The sequence below is a fragment of the Cellulomonas sp. C5510 genome, from assembly GCF_019797765.1.
Classification (GTDB): Bacteria; Actinomycetota; Actinomycetes; order Actinomycetales; family Cellulomonadaceae; genus Cellulomonas.
The window spans coordinates 1,146,017-1,164,748 of record NZ_CP081862.1 but is presented as its reverse complement, the minus strand read 5'-3'; the positions used below and the strand labels follow the sequence as shown (position 1 = coordinate 1,164,748).

Annotated in this window: 16 protein-coding genes; 5 read left to right on the top strand and 11 right to left on the bottom strand. The window is 74.0% G+C overall.

What is annotated here, in order from left to right; genetic code table 11:
• Positions 1-33: 33 nt before the first annotated feature.
• From K5O09_RS05245 to K5O09_RS05230, 4 genes are all read right to left on the bottom strand, one after another.
• A complete protein-coding gene (locus K5O09_RS05245) occupies positions 34-504 on the bottom strand; it encodes an ASCH domain-containing protein (RefSeq protein WP_222171756.1) in 471 nt (156 codons plus the stop codon).
• Between the two features lie 81 nt (positions 505-585).
• The gene (gene ilvC, locus K5O09_RS05240) at positions 586-1,614 is read right to left on the bottom strand and encodes a ketol-acid reductoisomerase (RefSeq protein WP_222171755.1); all 1,029 of its coding nucleotides are present in this window, start codon (positions 1,612-1,614) and stop codon (positions 586-588) included.
• A gap of 45 nt (positions 1,615-1,659) precedes the next feature.
• Positions 1,660-2,184: an acetolactate synthase small subunit gene (gene ilvN / locus K5O09_RS05235; RefSeq protein WP_222171754.1), complete on the bottom strand. Its 525-nt coding sequence runs from the start codon at positions 2,182-2,184 to the stop codon at positions 1,660-1,662.
• Positions 2,185-2,202: 18 nt separating this feature from the next.
• Positions 2,203-4,083 (bottom strand): acetolactate synthase large subunit, encoded by a 1,881-nt coding sequence (locus K5O09_RS05230; protein ID WP_222171753.1) that lies wholly within the window; start codon positions 4,081-4,083, stop codon positions 2,203-2,205.
• 346 nt (positions 4,084-4,429) lie between these two features.
• Here K5O09_RS05230 and K5O09_RS05225 point away from each other — a divergent pair, with 346 nt between their 5' ends.
• Positions 4,430-5,113 (top strand): hypothetical protein, encoded by a 684-nt coding sequence (locus K5O09_RS05225; protein WP_222171752.1) that lies wholly within the window; start codon positions 4,430-4,432, stop codon positions 5,111-5,113.
• A gap of 4 nt (positions 5,114-5,117) precedes the next feature.
• On the opposite strand, the gene K5O09_RS05220 is transcribed toward K5O09_RS05225, so the two are convergent.
• The 6 genes from K5O09_RS05220 to K5O09_RS05195 all read right to left on the bottom strand — a co-directional run bounded on the left by K5O09_RS05220 (position 5,118) and on the right by K5O09_RS05195 (position 13,529).
• On the bottom strand, positions 5,118-6,842 hold the full coding sequence (locus K5O09_RS05220) for an alpha-glucosidase (RefSeq protein WP_222171751.1): 1,725 nt from the start codon (positions 6,840-6,842) through the stop codon (positions 5,118-5,120).
• A 32-nt stretch (positions 6,843-6,874) separates the two neighbouring features.
• Positions 6,875-7,870, bottom strand: a complete 996-nt coding sequence (locus K5O09_RS05215) for an ABC transporter permease subunit (protein ID WP_222171750.1) — start codon at positions 7,868-7,870, stop codon at positions 6,875-6,877.
• Complete coding sequence (locus K5O09_RS05210; protein ID WP_222171749.1) at positions 7,867-8,880, bottom strand: ABC transporter ATP-binding protein; 1,014 nt, start codon at positions 8,878-8,880, stop codon at positions 7,867-7,869. The genes K5O09_RS05215 and K5O09_RS05210 overlap by 4 nt, the downstream gene beginning before the upstream one ends.
• A 90-nt stretch (positions 8,881-8,970) precedes the next feature.
• Entirely contained in the window at positions 8,971-10,686 is a 1,716-nt protein-coding gene (gene ilvD, locus K5O09_RS05205) for a dihydroxy-acid dehydratase (protein WP_222171748.1), read from the bottom strand.
• A gap of 109 nt (positions 10,687-10,795) precedes the next feature.
• Positions 10,796-12,613, bottom strand: a complete 1,818-nt coding sequence (gene ilvD, locus K5O09_RS05200; protein ID WP_370635570.1) for a dihydroxy-acid dehydratase — start codon at positions 12,611-12,613, stop codon at positions 10,796-10,798.
• A 175-nt stretch (positions 12,614-12,788) separates the two neighbouring features.
• Positions 12,789-13,529, bottom strand: a complete 741-nt coding sequence (locus tag K5O09_RS05195) for a VOC family protein (RefSeq protein ID WP_222171746.1) — start codon at positions 13,527-13,529, stop codon at positions 12,789-12,791.
• A gap of 125 nt (positions 13,530-13,654) precedes the next feature.
• Here K5O09_RS05195 and K5O09_RS05190 point away from each other — a divergent pair, with 125 nt between their 5' ends.
• The 4 genes from K5O09_RS05190 (at position 13,655) to K5O09_RS05175 (ending at position 17,868) form a co-directional block, all read left to right on the top strand.
• On the top strand, positions 13,655-14,440 hold the full coding sequence (locus K5O09_RS05190) for a MerR family transcriptional regulator (RefSeq protein WP_222171745.1): 786 nt from the start codon (positions 13,655-13,657) through the stop codon (positions 14,438-14,440).
• A gap of 371 nt (positions 14,441-14,811) precedes the next feature.
• A complete protein-coding gene (locus K5O09_RS05185; RefSeq protein WP_222171744.1) occupies positions 14,812-16,173 on the top strand; it encodes a deoxyribodipyrimidine photo-lyase in 1,362 nt (453 codons plus the stop codon).
• Positions 16,174-16,393: 220 nt separating this feature from the next.
• Complete coding sequence (locus K5O09_RS05180; protein WP_222171743.1) at positions 16,394-16,960, top strand: DoxX family protein; 567 nt, start codon at positions 16,394-16,396, stop codon at positions 16,958-16,960.
• Positions 16,961-17,304: 344 nt separating this feature from the next.
• Positions 17,305-17,868, top strand: coding sequence for a DoxX family protein (locus K5O09_RS05175; protein ID WP_222171742.1), 564 nt, complete (start codon positions 17,305-17,307; stop codon positions 17,866-17,868).
• A gap of 152 nt (positions 17,869-18,020) precedes the next feature.
• Here K5O09_RS05175 and K5O09_RS05170 read toward each other — a convergent pair whose 3' ends face one another.
• Positions 18,021-18,566, bottom strand: coding sequence for a GNAT family N-acetyltransferase (locus tag K5O09_RS05170; protein ID WP_222171741.1), 546 nt, complete (start codon positions 18,564-18,566; stop codon positions 18,021-18,023).
• Between the last annotated feature and the right edge of the window lie 166 nt (positions 18,567-18,732).

Below are 18,732 nucleotides of genomic sequence, written 5' to 3'. Positions count from 1 at the left end.
TAGCCGTGCGTCCCACTGATCGGGACGACTGTCTCAGCGGTCGGACGACCGCGGGTAGAGCAGCTCGAACCGCTCCACCACCACCGGCGCGTCCGGCGCGAGGGCGCCGACCCCGTCGACGTCGACGCCGTCCGCCCCCGCCTCGTCCAGGCGCGCGGTCCGGACCTCGGTCGTCCGGATCAGCGCTCCCGGGTGCCCGGCGCCGTCCAGGACGATCGCCAGGTCGCCCCGCACCGGGAGCGGCTGACCCGCGCCCTCGAGGTCCGCGAGCGCCGTCGTGGAGGCCGTCGTCGCACCGTCGAGCACCCGGGCGAGGAACCGGTCCGCCTCCGCGGGGTCCTCCCCCGCGGACCACGTCGGAGGCACGAGCGTGCCGTGGATGTCCGGCCCGGTCACCGAGACCAGCCGCACCACGCCGGCCCGCACGCGGGCGACCTCCCAGAAGGCGAGGATCTCCGCGCCCACGTCCGCGTCGCCCGCCGGCCTCTCGTTCGTCCCGCCCATGTCGCCATCCTCCCCCGGCGACCGACGGAGCGGGGCCCCGGGGGCGGACCCCGGGACCCCGCTCGCGTCAGCCGTGGCAGGTCAGCGCGCGGCCGAGCCCTCCACGTAGTCGGTGTCCGACGGCTTCACCCACGCGAACAGCTGGCGCAGCTCGCGGCCGACGGGCTCGATCGGGTGGTTCTGGCCCTTCGCGCGCAGCGCCTGGAACTCCGGGGCGCCGGCGTCCTGGTCGGCGATGAACCGCTCCGCGAACGCGCCGTTCTGGATGTCCGCGAGGACGGCCTTCATGTTCTCCTTCACGTCGGGCGTGATGACCCGCGGGCCGGAGACGTAGTCGCCGTACTCGGCGGTGTCGGAGACGGACCAGCGCTGCTTGGTGATGCCGCCCTCGAAGATGAGGTCGACGATCAGCTTCAGCTCGTGCAGCACCTCGAAGTACGCGACCTCCGGCTGGTAGCCGGCCTCGGTCAGCGTCTCGAAGCCGTACTGGATCAGCTGCGACACGCCGCCGCAGAGGACCGCCTGCTCACCGAACAGGTCGGTCTCGGTCTCCTCGGTGAACGTGGTCTTGATGCCGGCGGCGCGCAGGCCGCCAATGCCCTTGGCGTAGGACAGCGCGAGGTCCCAGGCGGAGCCGGACGCGTCCTGCTCGACGGCGACGATCACCGGCACGCCGCGACCGTCGACGTACTCGCGGCGCACGAGGTGGCCCGGGCCCTTGGGGGCGACCATGACGATGTCGTGGTCGGCCTCGGGCTTGATGTAGCCGAAGCGGATGTTGAAGCCGTGGCCGAACACCAGGGCCGCGCCGTCCTTGAGGTTCGGGGCGATCTCGTCGCGGTAGATGTGCCGCTGCACCTGGTCCGGCGCGAGGATGACGACGACGTCCGCGCCCTGCACGGCCTCGGCGACGCCGGCGACCGCGAGGCCCTCGTTCTCCGCCTTCGCGCGGGACGACGAGCCCTCGCGCAGGCCGACGGTCACGTCGACGCCCGAGTCGCGCAGGTTCAGCGCGTGCGCGTGCCCCTGGCTGCCGTAGCCGATGACGGCGACCTTCTTGCTCTGGATGACCGACAGGTCGGCGTCGTCGTCGTAGAACAGCTCAGCCACGATGGATCTCCTTGTGTGTGGGACAGGTGGTGCGGGACGGGGTGGTCAGGCGGACCGGCTCACGCGCTCGAGCGCGCGGTCGGTGATGGAGCGCGGACCGCGGCCGATGGCGACGGTGCCGGACTGGACGATCTCGCGGACGCCGAACGGCTCGAGCGCCGCGAGGAGCGCCGTGAGCTTCGCGGGCGACCCGGTGGCCTCGATGGTGACGGTGTCGGGGACGACGTCGACCACGTGGGCGCGGAACAGGTCGACGACCTCGAGCACCTGCGTGCGGGTGGCGCCCTCGGCGCGCACCTTCACCAGCAGCAGCTCGCGCTGCACGGACGCGGCGTCCTCGAGCTCGACGATCTTGATGACGTTGATGAGCTTGTTCAGCTGCTTGGTGACCTGCTCCAGCGGCAGCTCGTCGACGTCGACGACGACCGTGATGCGCGAGATCTCCTCGTGCTCGGTCGGGCCCACGGCGAGGGAGTGGATGTTGAACGACCGCCGGGCGAACAGGCCCGCGACGCGGGTCAGCACACCGGGCTTGTTCTCCACGAGGACGGAGAGGGTGTGACGGCTCATGATCTGCTCGCTCCCGGGTCAGTCTTCGCGGTCCCACGCCGGGCTGATGCCCCGGGCGTACTGGATGTCGTCGTTGCTCACGCCGGCGGCGACCATCGGCCACACCATGGAGTCGCGCGACACCGTGAAGTCCACGACGACGGGTCGGTCGTCGATCTCCATCGCGCGCTGGATGGTGGCGTCCACGTCCGCCGCCGTCTCGCAGCGCAGACCCACCGCGCCGTACGCGTCGGCGAGCTTCACGAAGTCGGGGACGCGCGCGGTGCCGTGGCCGGTGTGGAGGTCGGTGTTGGAGTAGCGCGACTCGTAGAACAGCGTCTGCCACTGCCGGACCATGCCGAGCGAGGAGTTGTTGATCACCGCCACCTTGATCGGGATGTCGTTGATCGTGCAGGTGGCGAGCTCCTGGTTGGTCATCTGGAAGCAGCCGTCGCCGTCGATGGCCCAGACCGTGCGGTCCGGGTCGCCGACCTTCGCCCCCATGGCCGCGGGCACCGAGAAGCCCATGGTCCCGAGCCCGCCGGAGTTCAGCCAGGAGTTCGGGCGCTGGTACTTGATGAACTGCGCGGCCCACATCTGGTGCTGCCCGACGCCGGCCACGAAGATGGACTCCGGGCCGGAGATCTCCCCGATGCGGGAGATGACGTGCTGCGGGGCGAGATGGCCGTCGCTCGGCTCGTCGTAGCCGAGCGGGAACGTCTCGCGCCACGCGTCGATCTGCCGCCACCACGCCTCGAGGTCCGGCTTGCCGTGGTGCGCCTGCTCCTTGGCCAGCTCCGGCAGCAGGTCGGTGATGACCTCCCGCAGGTCCCCGACGATCGGCACGTCCGCGGCGCGGTTCTTGCCGATCTCGGCGGGGTCGATGTCGGCGTGCACGATGGTCGCGGACGGGGCGAACGACGAGAGCTTGCCGGTGACGCGGTCGTCGAACCGCGCGCCGAGCGCCACGACGAGGTCGGCCTTCTGCAGCGCGGCGACCGCGGCGACCGTGCCGTGCATGCCGGGCATCCCGAGGTGCTGCGGGTGGGTGTCGGGCAGGGCGCCCCGGGCCATGAGCGTCGTCACCACGGCGGCGCCGGAGGCGTCGACCAGGCGGCGCAGCTCGGCGGAGGCACCGGAGCGGATGACGCCGCCGCCGACCATCAGCACCGGGCGGCGGGCCGTCGCCAGCAGTCGGGCGGCCTCGCGGATCTGCTTGCCGTGCGGCTTGGTGACCGGGTGGTAGCCGGGCAGGTCCATCTGCTGCGGCCAGCTGAACGTGGTGTCGGACTGCATCGCGGACTTGGCGATGTCGACGAGCACGGGGCCCGGGCGGCCGGTCGAGGCGATGTGGAACGCCTCGGCGATGGTGCGCGGGATGTCGGCGGGGTCGGTCACGAGGTAGTTGTGCTTCGTGATCGGCAGCGTGATGCCGACGATGTCGGCCTCCTGGAACGCGTCCGTGCCGATCAGCGACGCGCCGACCTGGCCGGTGATGGCCACCAGCGGGATGGAGTCCATGTTCGCGTCGGCGATCGGCGTCACGAGGTTCGTCGCGCCCGGCCCGGAGGTCGCCATGCAGACGCCGACCCGGCCGGTGGCGTGGGCGTACCCGGCGGCGGCGTGCCCACCGCCCTGCTCGTGCCGCACCAGGATGTGCCGCAGGCGCGTGGAGTCCATGAGCGGGTCGTAGGTCGGCAGGATCGCGCCGCCCGGGATGCCGAAGACGACCTCGGCACCCGCCTCCTCCAGCGAGCGGACGATCGACTGCGCACCGGTCACCTGCTCGGTGACGACGGGACGCGGCCGGATCGCGGTGGGCTCGGCGAGGCGCGCGCCGTCGCGCGGCTCGGGGGCGGCGGCCGCGGGTGCGGACGGGGCCGACCTGCGGGGCGGTGCCGGGTGGGGGCCCTGGACCATCGGTGTCTCCTGGCGTCGGTGCTGGTGGAGCGTGGTGCGAGTGGTGCCGCCGGTGGCGTCCGTCGGCACGAAAAAACCCCTCGAGCCCCTGGGCGGGGCGGGTCGAGGGGTGCGCGCGCTGACGAGGCCTTCCGTGCGTGGCCTCAGCCGGCGCGCCCGGGAAGTACTACGAGGAGGTTCGTCCGCATGCCCGTGACCCTACGCCTGTCGCCGACGGGCTGTCACGCCCGGGTGGCGCCGTCTCACATCGTGGTGCACGAGTCCACCTGGTGATCGGTACCGAGCTGTGACCCGGGAGGCGGCGTGCCGCCCGGCAGGTCGCAGCGGCTGCTCCTAGCCTCGCACCATGACGCGCTCCTCCCGGTCCAGCCGCCGCCCGCTCACCGCCGGGGCCCTCGGCGCCGTCGCCGCGCTCGCCCTGCTGGGCGCCTGCGGCACCGACGACACCGCCGGCGAGCCGACCACACCCCCCGAGACCTCCGCCGCACCGACGTCCGGGACCTCGCCGACGCCGACCCCGGAGCCGACCGCGACCTCCGGGTCCGGCACCACCGACGACGACGCCGAGGCGGACTCCGCCGCGCCGCCCTTCCCCGCCGACACCGACGTCGACACCGCGGAGCCGTCGTCCGACGCGCGGCTCACCGTGACCGACGTCCGCGTGGGCCACCACGAGGGCTACGACCGCGTCGTCCTCGAGCTGGGCGGCACGGGGACCCCGGGCTGGCGCGTCGAGTACGTGGACTCCGCCACCGAGGACCCCAGCGACGCCGCCGTGGAGCTCTCCGGGGACAGCGTGCTGCAGGTCATGCTGAACGGCACCGCCTACCCGTACGACACCGGTCTCACGGAGTTCCCGCTCCGCGAGGCGGTGACCGCGCCCGGGACCACCGCCGTCACCGAGGCGGTGCTGCTGGGCACGTTCGAGGCGCAGTCCCAGGCCCTCGTCGGGATCGACGGGGACCCGCGGCCGTTCCGGGCGTACCTGCTGCCCGACCCGGCGCGCGTGGTGGTGGACGTCCAGCAGTGACGCGTCAGCCGCGGCGCCGCACCACCCGCGCCTCCCACGGGCGCAGCACGGTCGGCTCCCCCGGCCCGTCGTGGGTGCCGAGCACCAGCTCGCCCCAGCCGCCGTCCGCCGCCGCCGGCCAGCCGTCGCCCAGGTCGACGCGCGCGTCCTCGCCGGAGACGTTGACGACCACCAGCAGGGCGTCGTCCCCCAGGGTCCGCGTGAACGCGTAGACCTGCTCGTCCCGCGGCAGCAGCATCGTGAAGTCGCCGAGCGCGACCACCGGGTCGGCGTGCCGCAGCGCGATGAGGCGACGGTAGTGGTGCAGCACGGAGGCCGGGTCGGCCTGCTCGGCGGCGGCGTTGACCTCGACGTGGTTCGGGTTGACCGCCAGCCACGGCGTCCCGGTCGTGAACCCGGCCTGCGGCGAGCCGTCCCACTGCACCGGCGTGCGCGCGTTGTCGCGGCTCATCGCGGCCAGCCCCGCCAGGAGCTGCTCGTCGGTGGCGGTGCCCAGCGCCCGGGACTGCGCGACGTGGTTCAGCGACTCGATGTCCCGGTACTGGTCGAACCGCGTGAAGTGCGCGTTCGTCATCCCGAGCTCCTCGCCCTGGTAGACGTACGGCGTCCCGCGGTGCAGGTGCAGCAGGGTCGCGAGCGCCTTCGCGGACTCCCTGCGGTACCGCCCGTCGTCCCCGAACCGCGACACGACCCGCGGCTGGTCGTGGTTGTCCCAGTACAGGCTGTTCCAGCCGGCGTCCGCGAGACCGGCCTGCCAGCGCCCGAACGTCGCCTTGAGGTCCGTGAGCCGCAGCGGGCGCGGGTCGAACTTGCCGCCCGGCCCGTGGTCCAGGCCGACGTGCTCGAACTGGAACACCATGTCGACCTCGCGCCGCGCCGGGTCCGTGTACCTGCGCGCCTCCTCCAGCGTGACGCCGGGCGTCTCCCCGACCGTCAGCAGGGCGCCCTCGCGGCCGTCGAACACCTCGCGGTGCATCTCCTGGAGGAACTCGTGCACCCGCGGGCCGTCCGTGTAGTGCGCGCTGCCGTCACCCCACACCCCCGCCACGACCGGGCCGTCGGGCAGCGACGTGTTCTTGGAGATCAGGTTGATGACGTCCATGCGGAAGCCGTCGACCCCGCGGTCCAGCCACCAGCGCATCATCGCGTAGACCGCCTGCCGCACCTCCGGGTTCTCCCAGTTGAGGTCGGGCTGCTTCCGGCTGAACAGGTGCAGGTAGTACTCGCCCGACGCCTCGTCGAGCTCCCAGGTGGAGCCCGAGAAGAACGAGTGCCAGTTGGTGGGCTCCGCGCCCGGCTGCCCCGGCGCCATGCCCTCGCGGGGCGGGCGCCACCAGTACCAGTCGCGCTTCGGGGAGTCGACCGACGACCGGCTCTCGACGAACCAGGGGTGCTCGTCCGACGTGTGGTTCACGACCAGGTCCATGACGAGCTTCATCCCGCGGGCGTGCAGCGCGCCGATCAGCTCGTCCAGGTCCTCCAGCGTCCCGAACACCGGGTCGACGTCCTGGTAGTCGCTGATGTCGTACCCGTTGTCGTCCTGCGGCGAGCGGTAGATCGGCGACAGCCAGACCACGTCGACGCCCAGCGCCTCGAGGTGGTCCAGCCGCGACGCGATCCCCCGGAGGTCACCGACGCCGTCGCCGTCGGAGTCCTGGAACGAGCGCGGGTAGACCTGGTAGACGGTCGCGCGGGTCCACCACGGCGCGTCCTCGACGGTGAAAGCCATGCCGCGACCCTCTCACGGGGCGGGTGCGGCCGTCAGTCGACGTCGCGCCTGCGCAGCACCACGGCCCCGAGCGCGACGAGAACCGCCGCCACCACGGCCAGCAGCACCCCGCCGTGCAGCATCGACAGCGTCCGCTCCCCCGTGCAGGCCCCCGCCTGCGGGACGCCGTCGAGCGGCGGGCACGCCTCGGGAAGCCAGTACGTCGTGCCGGCCTGCAGCCACGCCTCGAGCGACAGCCGCAGGGTCCAGGGCTGGAGCGCCGGCAGGATGCCGGCCAGGACGCCGTCGACGAGCAGCATCCACCCGATGCCCACGCCGAGCGCCGCCGCCGCGCTGCGCAGCAGGAACCCGAGCGCCGCGCCCACCGCGCCCAGCACCGCCGCCGCGGCGAGGGTGCGCGCCGCCTGGTCGCCGAGCGCCCGCCACGTCTCCGCCGTCACGTCGCCGACCGTGTCCTGGAGAGCCGCCGCGGCCCAGGACCCCGCCACCGTGACGGCGAGCGCCGCGGCCGCGGGCACGAGCACGCCCACCCCCGCGACGACGACCTTGCTCGCGTAGACCCGGCCGCGCTGCGGCACGAACGTCAGCCACGTGCCCAGCGCCCCGGTCGCGAGCTCGGCGGTCACGAACGTGACGCCCGAGGCGAACGCCAGCAGCAGCACGAGCACGGTCGCGCCGGAGAGCCAGCCGCGCGCGTGGTCGGCGAAGGTCGGCTGCACCGGGATGTACTGCTCGAGGCGAGGCTCGATGCTGTCGCATCCCCAGTCGGCGTCCGGGTTCGTGGCGCGTTCCTGCTCCTCGCCGCTGCGGCAGTCCGCGACGTACTGGTCGCCGTTCTCCTCCCAGTCCTCCTGGGCGAGCGCGACCTGCTGCTCGGCGCTCGCGACCGCCTCCGCGGACGGCGGCCGGACGGACGCGACCACACCCGCCACCACCGCGAGCGCCGCCACGACCGACAGCAGCGCGAGCCAGCGGATCGCCGCGCGGTACCGGAACCGCCGCGCCTCGACGCGCACGAGCCCGGTCACGAGCGCGCCCGCCGTCCGTGCGGGGCCGGTCGGCCCTGGTACGGCGCGGTGCCGGCGCCGGTGCCGGGCGGCCCGTCCGCGCCGCCCGTGCCGGTCAGCGCGAGGAACACCTGCTCCAGGTCCGCGCGGACCGGCACCAACTCGTGCAGGTACAGGCCCGCCTCGGCGAGAGCACGGGTGATGTCGGCCGGCGCCGCGCCCCCGACGACCAGGCCGCCCGATCCGTCCGGCCGCACCGGCCACCCCCGGCCGGCGACGACGGCCGCGGCGCGCTCCGGCTGCTCCACGCCGACGCGCGCCTCCTGCGTCCCCGCTCCGGCGACGAGGTCCGTGACGCGGCCGCTCGCGACCAGCCGGCCCTGCGTGACGATCGAGACGGTGTCCGCCACCTGCTGCACCTCGGCGAGGATGTGGCTCGACACCAGCACCGTCCTCCCCGCGTCCGCCAGGGCGCGCATGGTCCGGCGCACCTCGTGGATCCCCGCGGGGTCGAGCCCGTTGGTCGGCTCGTCGAAGATCACGAGCTCCGGGTCCTTGAGCAGCGTCGCGGCGATGGCGAGGCGCTGCTTCATGCCGAGCGAGTACGTGCGGAACGGGCTGCCCGCGCGGTCCCCCAGGCCCACGTCCGCGAGCACGCGGTCGACGCGCGCCGGCGGGGTGCCGATCGCGGCGGCGAGCAGCTCCAGGTTGCGGCGGCCGGAGAACGCCGGGAAGAACCGCGGCGACTCCACGATCGCCCCCACCCGCTGCACGACGTCGGGCAGCGCCTCCGGGACGGGCCGGTCCAGCACGCGCACGCTGCCCGCGTCCGGGCGCACCAGGCCGAGCAGCATCCGGATCGTGGTGGTCTTGCCGGCGCCGTTCGGGCCGAGGAACCCGTGCACGCCGCCGAGCGGCACGTCGAGGTCCAGGCCGCCGACGGCCACGACGCGGCGACCGCGGTGCCGGTAGGTCTTGCGCAGCCCACGGGTGCTGACCGCGGTCGTGCCGGGCGGGGCCAGGTCGGTCATCGTCCTCCGTCGGTCCGGGAGCACCGCGTGGTCGACGCCCCCGGCCGACCCTAGCGGCGGAGCACGCCGCCGGGGGCCCGTTCACCCCGGTCAGATCAGCACGGCCCCCGTCGACGCGGACTGCACGAGCTTCGCGTACTTCGCCAGCACGCCGCGGGTGTAGCGCGGCGGCAGCGGCGCCCACCCGACGCGGCGCGTCGCGAGCTCCTCCTCCGGCACCAGCAGGTCGAGGGTCGCGTTCGCGACGTCGAGCCGGATCCGGTCGCCGTCACGGACGAACGCGATCGGGCCCGCGTCCACGGCCTCGGGCGCGACGTGGCCCACGCACAGGCCGGTGGTGCCGCCGGAGAACCGGCCGTCGGTCAGCAGCAGCACGTCCTTGCCGAGCCCGGCACCCTTGATGGCGCCGGTGATCGCCAGCATCTCGCGCATCCCCGGGCCGCCCTTCGGGCCCTCGTACCGGATGACCACGACGTCCCCGGCCTGGATGGTGCCGTCCTCGAGCGCGTCCAGGGCGGCGCGCTCGCGCTCGAACACGCGGGCGGTGCCCTCGAAGACGTCGGTGTCGAACCCGGCGGACTTCACGACGGCGCCCTCGGGGGCCAGCGAGCCGTCGAGGATCGTGATGCCGCCGGTGCGGTGGATGGGGTCGTCGAGCGCGCGCAGGATCTTGCCGTCCGGGTCCGGAGGGGCGACGTCGGCGAGGTTCTCCGCGACGGTCCTGCCGGTGACCGTGAGGCAGTCGCCGTGGATCAGCCCGGCGTCGAGCAGGGCCTTCATGACGACGGGCACCCCGCCGATCCGGTCGACGTCCGCCATGACGTACCGGCCGAACGGCTTGAGGTCGCCCAGGTGCGGCACCCGCGCGGCCACCCGCTTGAAGTCGTCCAGCGTCAGCTCGACCTCGGCCTCGTGCGCGATCGCCAGCAGGTGCAGCACCGCGTTGGTGGAGCCGCCGAACGCCATCACGACGGCGATCGCGTTCTCGAACGCCTCCTTGGTCATGATCTGCCGGGCGGTGATGCCCTTCCGGAGCAGCTCGACCACGGCCTCGCCGGACCGCAGCGCGACGTTGTCCCGGCGGCGGTCGGCGCTCGGCGGTGCGGCGGACCCGGGCAGCGACATGCCCATCGCCTCGGCGACCGACGCCATCGTGTTCGCGGTGTACATGCCGCCGCACGCGCCCTCGCCCGGGCAGATGGCGCGCTCGATGCGCTCCAGGTCGCCCTTCGACATCAGGCCGCGGGCGCAGGCACCGACCGCCTCGAACGCGTCGATCAGCGTCACGTCCTTCTCGGTGCCGTCCTCGAGCTTCACCCAGCCCGGCATGATCGAGCCGGCGTACACGAACACGCTCGCCAGGTCGAGCCGCGCTGCCGCCATGAGCATGCCGGGCAGCGACTTGTCGCACCCCGCCAGCAGCACGGAGCCGTCCAGGCGCTCGGCCTGCATCACCGTCTCCACGCTGTCGGCGATGATGTCGCGGCTCACCAGGGAGAAGTGCATGCCCTCGTGGCCCATGGAGATGCCGTCCGACACCGAGATGGTCCCGAACTCCAGCGGGTAGCCGCCGCCGGCGTGCACGCCGCTCTTCACCGCCTGCGCCAGACGCTGGAGCGACAGGTTGCAGGGCGTGATCTCGTTCCACGAGCTCGCGACGCCGATCTGCGGCTTCACCCAGTCGTCGTCGCCCATGCCGACCGCGCGGAGCATGCCGCGCGACGCCGTGGCCTCGATGCCGTCGGTCACCTGCCGGGAGCGCGGCTTGATGTCGATGTCCGGGGTGGTCCCGCCCGTGGTCGTCATGAGCCGACTGTAGGCGCGCGCGGCGCGGCGCGCCCCGGACGGGTCGGGCGCGGCGGGCGCGGCGGGCGCGGCGGGGCCGCGCGTCGTGGCGCCCGGCCCCGCCGGAGGTTCAGCCGCGGCGGATGCGGCTCACGTCGCGGACGGCGCCGCGGTCCGCGCTGGTCGCCATCGCCGCGTACGCCTGCAGCGCCGGGGACACGTACCGGTCGCGGGCCACCGGCTGCCACGGGTTCTCGCGCGCCTCCATCTTGGCGCGGCGCTCCGCGAGCACCTCGTCGGGGACGTTGACGCGGATCAGCCGGGTCTCGACGTCGATCTCGATCTCGTCGCCGTCCTCGATCAGCCCGATCGTCCCGCCGGCCGCGGCCTCCGGGCTGACGTGGCCGACCGAGATGCCGCTGGACCCGCCGGAGAACCGGCCGTCGGTGATGAGCGCGCACACCTTGCCCAGGCCGCGGCCCTTGATGAACGACGTCGGGTAGAGCATCTCCTGCATGCCGGGGCCGCCGGCCGGGCCCTCGTACCGCACGACGACGACGTGGCCCGGCTCGACCTCCTTGCGCAGGATCTTGTCGACCGCCTCGTCCTGCGACTCGCACACCAGCGCCCGCCCGACGAAGTGGAACACGTCCGGGTCGATGCCGGCGGTCTTGATGATCGCGCCGTCCTCGGCGAGGTTGCCGCGCAGCACCGCGAGGCCGCCCTCGACCGTGTAGGCGTGGGCGACGTCCCGGATGCAGCCGTTCGCCGCGTCCGTGTCGAGGGACTCCCAGACGTTCGAGGTCGAGAACGCCTGCGTGGTGCGGACGCCGCCGGGCGCCGCGTGGAACAGCGCCTCGGCCCGCTCGGTGGCCTTGCCGCCGCGGACGTCCCAGTCGTCGAGCCATGCCCGCAGCGTCGGGGTGTGCACGCTCGTGACGTCGTGGTCCAGCAGGCCCGCCCGGTCGAGCTCGCCGAGCAGCGCCGGGATGCCGCCGGCGCGGTGCACGTCCTCCATGTGGAAGTCCGGGTGGTTCGGCGCGACCTTCGACAGGCAGGGCACGCGGCGGCTGAGCGCGTCGATGTCGGCGAGCGTGAAGTCGACGCCCGCCTCCTGCGCCGCCGCCAGGATGTGCAGCACCGTGTTGGTGGAGCCGCCCATGGCGACGTCCAGCGTCATGGCGTTGGCGAACGCCGCCCGGGTGGCGATGCCGCGCGGCGCCGCGGTGTCGTCCTCGTCCTCGTAGTAGCGGCGCGCCAGGTCGACGATCGTCCGGCCGGCCTCGAGGAACAGCTCGCGGCGGGCGCTGTGCGTCGCCAGCGTGGAGCCGTTGCCCGGCAGCGACAGGCCGAGCGCCTCGGTCAGGCAGTTCATCGAGTTCGCCGTGAACATGCCGGAGCAGGAGCCGCACGTCGGGCAGGCGTTCTCCTCGACCGTGGCGAGCGCCTGGTCGGAGACGGCGTCGTCCGCGGAGTAGTTGATCGCGTTGATGAGGTTGAGGTGGGTCTTCGCGACGCCGTCCGCGACGACCGCCTTGCCGGCCTCCATCGGACCGCCGGACACGAAGATCACCGGGATGTTGAGCCGCAGCGCGGCGTTCAGCATGCCGGGGGTGATCTTGTCGCAGTTCGAGATGCACACCAGGGCGTCCGCGCAGTGGGCCTGCACCATGTACTCGACCGAGTCGGCGATGAGGTCGCGGCTGGGCAGCGAGTAGAGCATCCCGGCGTGGCCCATCGCGATGCCGTCGTCGACCGCGATGGTGTTGAACTCCTTGGCGACGCCGCCGGCCTCCTGGATCGCCGACGCGACGAGGTCGCCCATGTCCTTGAGGTGCACGTGGCCCGGGACGAACTGCGTGTACGAGTTCGCGATCGCGACGATCGGCTTGCCGAAGTCCTCCGAGCCCATGCCGGTGGCCCGCCACAGCGCGCGGGCACCGGCCATGTTGCGGCCGTGGGTCGAGGTACGGGAGCGCAGGGGACGGCTCACGGGACAGCTCCTTCGGACGTGCAGGGCGTCGCCGCCGCGGTGACGCCCTGACACGGTACGTCCGGGCGGGTGGCGAGGCGGGGCACGTCCGACCTGTGATCGCCCAGCAGCTGGACGGTGGGCGCTTCGCTCAACCCCGCCCGCGGTCCTGCCAGGTGCAGACGCACGCCTCGTTCCCCTCCGGGTCGGCGAGCACCCAGAACGCCGGTGCGCGGCTGTCCGACACCAGCCTGCCCCCGGCGGCGAGCGCGGCGGCCACCCGGGCCTCGGCCTGGTCGTGCGGGACCGTGACGTCCACGTGGATGCGGTTGCGCTGGGGGCGCGGGGCGTCCATCTGCTGGAACCAGTACCCCGGGCCGAGGCCGGCGGGGTCGGCGAGCACGTGGTCCTCGGGGTCCGTCCCGGGCTCGGGGCCGTAGCCGAGCACCGCTCGCCAGAACGGCGCGACCGCCGAGATGTCCAGCGCGTCGACCGCCACCTCCTGCGACGTGAGGAGGCCGGGGTCGCCTGCGACGCCGAGCTCGTCCGCCGCGCGGGAGACCGCCTCGGCGAGCGCGAGGTCGGTCTCGGTGAGCCCGTGGGACGCCCACGTCGTCGTGCGCACGTGGACCTGGTCGGGGCGCAGGGTGACGTCCGGCCTCGCACCCAGCCGTTCGGCCTCCGCCGCGACCCGCGCGACGAGGGCCGCGCCGGTGGCGAGGTCACCGGTGCGGAACGCGGCCTGCAACCAGAGCAGCAGCACCCGCCAGTGGCGGCCGTCGACGCGGGCGGTGGCCGCGGCGGGACCGACGACGGGAGCGGCGGGCGGGACCGCCGGTGCGGCCGCCGGCGTGGCTGCCGACCGGGCTGCGTCCTGGGGGGAGGGCTCCATGTGCCGAGCCTGCCACCGGGGTCCGACAACGGTCGTGGCGCACGGTGTTGCGGTTGACGCGACGTCGACGCCTACGGTCGGTCGACGACGGCGGACCTCCCGCCGTCGGAGGCGGAGGAGCGACCATGACCAGCACCGGGCCGGACGGCGGACGGTGGACCACGTCGGAGGTCGTGCGCCTGTCGGGCGTCACGTCGCGCACCCTGCGCCACTACGACGCGATCGGCCTGGTCCGTCCCCTCGGCACCGCACCGAGCGGTCAGCGCGTGTACGGACGAGCCGAGCTGCTGCGCCTGCAGCAGGTGCTGGTGCTGCGGGAGCTCGGCGTCGGTCTCGCGGGCATCGCCCGGGTCCTCGACGCGCGGGACGACCCCGCCGCGCAGGCTGCACGGCTCCGCGAGCACCACACGTGGCTGCTGGCCGAACGGGACCGGTTCGACCGGCTCGCCCGGACCGTCGCCTCCACCGTCGAGTCCCTGGAAGGGGGCACCGTCATGTCCGTCGAGCACCTGTACGAGGGCTTCGACCACCGCCGCTACGAGCCGGAGGCGCGCGAGCGCTGGGGGGACGACGCCGTGGACCGCAGCAACCGGGCCTGGGCGTCGATGTCCGCCGAGGAACGGGGCGCCCACCGGGCCGAGGGCCTCGCCCTCAGCGAGGCGCTGGCCGCCGCCCTGCGCGCCGGCACCCCCGCGGACGACCCCGCCGTCTGCGCGCTCGTCGCCCGCCACCACGCGTGGGTGTCGCTGTTCTGGACCCCCACGGCGGAGGCCTACCGGGGGCTGGCCGCGACGTACACGGAGGACCCGCGGTTCGCCGCGACGTACGACGCCGTCGCGCCGGGGCTCGCCGCGTACCTGCGGGCGGCCGTCGACGCGCACGCCGACGCCGTCGCCGCCTCAGGGAGCTGACCTGGCGGGGACGCACCGGGAGGCGCCGCGAGATCGGGACCATCGGCCCATCCGCGCGGTCGGCGCGCGCGGGACCCTGAACTCGGTGTCGGACCACCGGCCGTCTCTCCCCCGGGGCGGTCACCGGGCCACCAGCCCGCGGTCCAGCCAGGTCACCTGGTGACGACGACCCGTCCCAGGTACCCCCAGTCGAGGCACCATCGGCTCATCGCCCGGGCCGGTGGTGCCTCGACGTCTGCCCGGGGTCGTGCGGCTGCGTGCCCGTGCCGTGCCGCCCTGCCGCCGGCCGCCCTCCGCCCCCACGTGGCACGCGCCGGGTGCGACGCCCCGCCAGGCTCGCGGGCTCGGGTCGGTGTGGCTACGGTCGGCCGATGACCGCCATCCACTGGTTCCGCCGCGACCTGCGCCTCGGTGACAACCCGGCGCTGCACGCGGCGGCGGACGAGGGCGACGTCGTGGCGCTCTACGTGCTGGACCCGCGGCTCTGGGCGGCGGCGGGTGCGCCGCGCCGCGCGTACCTGGCCCGGAGCCTCGCGGCACTCGACGCGCAGACCGGCGGGCGGCTGCTGGTGCGCCGCGGTGACCCGTGCGACGTCGTGCCCAGCCTGGCGCGCGAGGTCGGCGCCTCCGGGGTGCACGTCGCGGCCTCCGTCGAGCCGTACGGGCGGCGCCGCGACGGCGCCCTCGAGCGCCTGCTCGCCGACGAGGACGTCCCCCTGGTCCGGACGGGATCGCCCTACGCCGTCACGCCCGGACGTGTCCGCAACGGCTCGGGCAACCCGTACCAGGTGTTCACCCCGTTCCGGCGGGCGTGGCACGAGCACGGCTGGCGCTCCCCGGCCCCGGACGCGGTGGCGACAGCCCGCCGGGTGGCGTTCGCGGACGCCGGGCCGGGTGAGCTCGTCCCGGACGCCCCGGTGCCGGACGGTCTCGAGCTGCCGACCGCCGGCGAGGCCGCCGCGCTCGAACGGTGGGCCGAGGTGCTGGACGACCGGGTCGCACGGTACGCCGACGAGCGCGACCGCCCGGACCTGGACAGCACGTCGCGGCTGTCGGTCCCGCTGAAGTGGGGCGAGATCCACCCGCGGACGATCCTGGCCGACCTGGCGAGCCGGCGCGGTGAGGGCGCCGAGACGTTCCGCAGCCAGATCGCCTGGCGCGAGTTCCACGCCGACGTGCTGCTGCACCACCCGCGGGCCGTCCGGGAGTCGATGACGCCGGTCGTGCCCGAGGACGCGTGGGCGACGGGGGCCCGCGAGCAGGAGGCGTTCGACGCCTGGGCCTCGGGACGCACCGGCTACCCGCTCGTCGACGCCGGGATGCGGCAGCTCCGCCACGAGGGCTGGATGCACAACCGCGTGCGGATGGTCGTCGCGTCGTTCCTGGTCAAGGACCTGCACGTGCGGTGGCAGCGGGGCGCGGACCACTTCATGGCGTGGCTGGTGGACGGCGACGTGCCGCAGAACCAGCTCAACTGGCAGTGGGTCGCGGGGACGGGCCGCGACGCGGCACCGTACTTCCGGATCTTCAACCCCGTGACGCAGGGCACGAGGTTCGACCCCGACGGACGCTACGTGCGCCGCTGGGTGCCCGAGCTGCGGGACGTCCCGGGGCGCGCGGTGCACGAGCCCTGGAAGCTGCCGCGCTCCGCCGCCCCGGACTACCCGGAGCGCCTCGTCGACCACGCGCGGGAGCGGGCCGTCAGCCTCGGCGCGTACCAGTCGATGCGCTGAGCCGGTCGACGCGCTGAGCCGGTCGATGCACGGAGCCGGTCATGCGCGGAGCCGCCCCGGCTGGGACCTCGGTCCCGGAGACGAGCCGCGCAGCCCCCGGGGAACCGCTGGCGGGAGCCGCTCCGGGACGGCCCGGGACCTTCGGCCCGTGCGCACCCCGGACGGTCGCCGCCAGATTGGGAACGTCGTCACAAAGACGTGAACCCGACCGGAGGCTCTCATGACCGCGACCGTGACACCTCGCAGCAGCTCCACCACCACCGCCCTGCCGGCTCAGGAGGAGGTGGTCACCTCCCTCACCGCGCGCCGTGTGCTGGCCCTGACCCGCCTCGCCACCGGCTTCATCTTCCTGTGGGCGTTCCTCGACAAGACGTTCGGGCTCGGCTACGCCACGCCGTCCGAGCGGGCCTGGATCAACGGCGGGACGCCGAGCCAGGGCTTCCTCAACAGCCCCGCCGTCGTCGGCCCGTTCCAGGGCTTCTTCCAGGGCATCGCCAGCCCGCTGACGGACGTCCTGTTCATGCTCGGCATGCTCGGCGTCGGCGCCGCCGTCATGCTCGGCATCGGGATGCGCGTCGCCGCGTGGTCCGGCTCGATCATCATGGTGATGATGTGGATGGCCGAGTGGCCGCTCGTCGAGGGCTCCACCAACCCGCTGGTGGACTACCACATCATCTACGCGCTGACCCTCGTCGTGCTGGCGACCTGCCTGGCGAGCGACACGTGGGGCCTGGGGCGCTGGTGGCGCGAGCTGCCGGTGGTCCGCGCGCAGCGCTGGCTGCGCTGACCCGCGGCGGCGGGGCGGGCGGACTGCGCCCACCCCGCCGCGAGGCCGGCCCGAGGCGCCCGTCCCGTTGCTGCGGGGCGGGCGCCTCGGCGTGCCGGACCCAGGACCTGGGTCCCGGGTCCGGCGCGCCCGGGCACCGGTCGTCGGAGTGGCGACCGACGCCTCCACCCTCCGCCGTGGGTCCAAGGTCCCGAACCATCCTCACGAGCGGCCCATTTCGGGCCTCCCTGACGGTTTCGGGCGGGGACCTGGGACTTTCGGCCAAGGCGTCCGGCCCCACGCGGGTGGAGATTGGGAATGTCATCACAAGGACGACGACCTACCTGAACGGACGTGAGCAGACGATGGCCACGATCACCCCCACCCGGACCAGCGGCACCACCGAGACCCGCACGCACGACGACGTCCTCACGTCGGTCGCCGCGCGCCGGACGCTCGCGGGCCTGCGCCTGGCGACCGGCTTCATCTTCCTCTGGGCGTTCCTCGACAAGACCTTCGGCCTGGGCTACTCGACGCCCTCCGAGAACGCCTGGATCAACGGCGGGGCGCCGAGCCAGGGCTTCCTCAACAGCCCCGCCGTCGTCGGCCCGTTCCAGGGCTTCTTCCAGGGCATCGCCAGCCCGGTCACCGACGTGCTGTTCATGCTCGGCATGCTCGGCGTCGGCGCCGCGGTGATGCTCGGCATCGGCACCCGCGTGGCCGCCGTCGCCGGCACCGCCATCATGCTGATGATGTGGGCCGCCGAGTGGCCGCTGCAGTCCGGCTCGACCAACCCCCTGGTCGACTACCACATCGTGTACGCGCTGGCCCTGATCCTCGTGGCGTTCGCCGCGGGCGGCGACACCTGGGGCCTCGGCCGCTGGTGGAAGAGCCTGCCGGTCGTGCAGAAGAACCGCTGGCTCGTCTGAGCCACACCGACCCGAGGCGCCGGTCCCCTCCCTCCCGGGGGCCGGCGCCTCGCGCTGTCCCCCGGGAGACCGAGCGGCGCGGCGCCCCCGGTGGGCGGCGTGCGCCCGGCGGGGCGACGTGCGCCCGGCGCACGCCCCCTCGCGCGCGGGAGTCAGGCGGCGCGCTGGGTGCGGTACTCGTCCTCGAGCATCGCCATCATGATCGCGTCGCACCAGCCGTCCCCGTCGCGGTAGGCGTCGCGCAGGCGCCCCTCGACCCGGAACCCGATGTTCTCGTACAGGGAGAACGCGCGGGCGTTGATGCTCAGGACGTCCAGGCCGACACGATGCAGCCCGATGCCGTCGAACGCCAGGCCGAGCACCAGCTCGATCGCCTCCGTGCCGTAGCCGCGCCCGCGGTAGGCCGGACGCATGACGAGGCGCAGGTTCGCCGACCCGACCACCTCGTCGATCTCGTTCAGGACGATCTCGCCCAGGTACTCGTCCGACCCGTTCGCCGTGATCGCCAGGTCGATCCGGCCCGGCCGGTCCGCGACGGTCGCGCACCAGCGCTCGACCTGCTCGCGTGTGAAGACGGTCGTCGTCCCCGTGGTCCGTCTCCCCTCCGGGTCGCTGACCATGTCCCACATCGCCGGCGCGTCCTCCGCCCGGATCGGCCGCAGGCGGATCATCTCGCCCTCGAGCGTCGGCTTGTCCATGAGGCCTCCTGTCGTCCTGCCCGAGCCTAGGCAGACGTCGTCACGGGCGTGTTTCGGGCTCCCCCACGTCGCGCGTCGACGGCCGCGCTGGAGCGCGGTCCTGTCGTCGGCGCGGCGCCCCGGCCGGGTCGTCGGCGTGACGACACCGTCAGATCGCCGGGTCGCT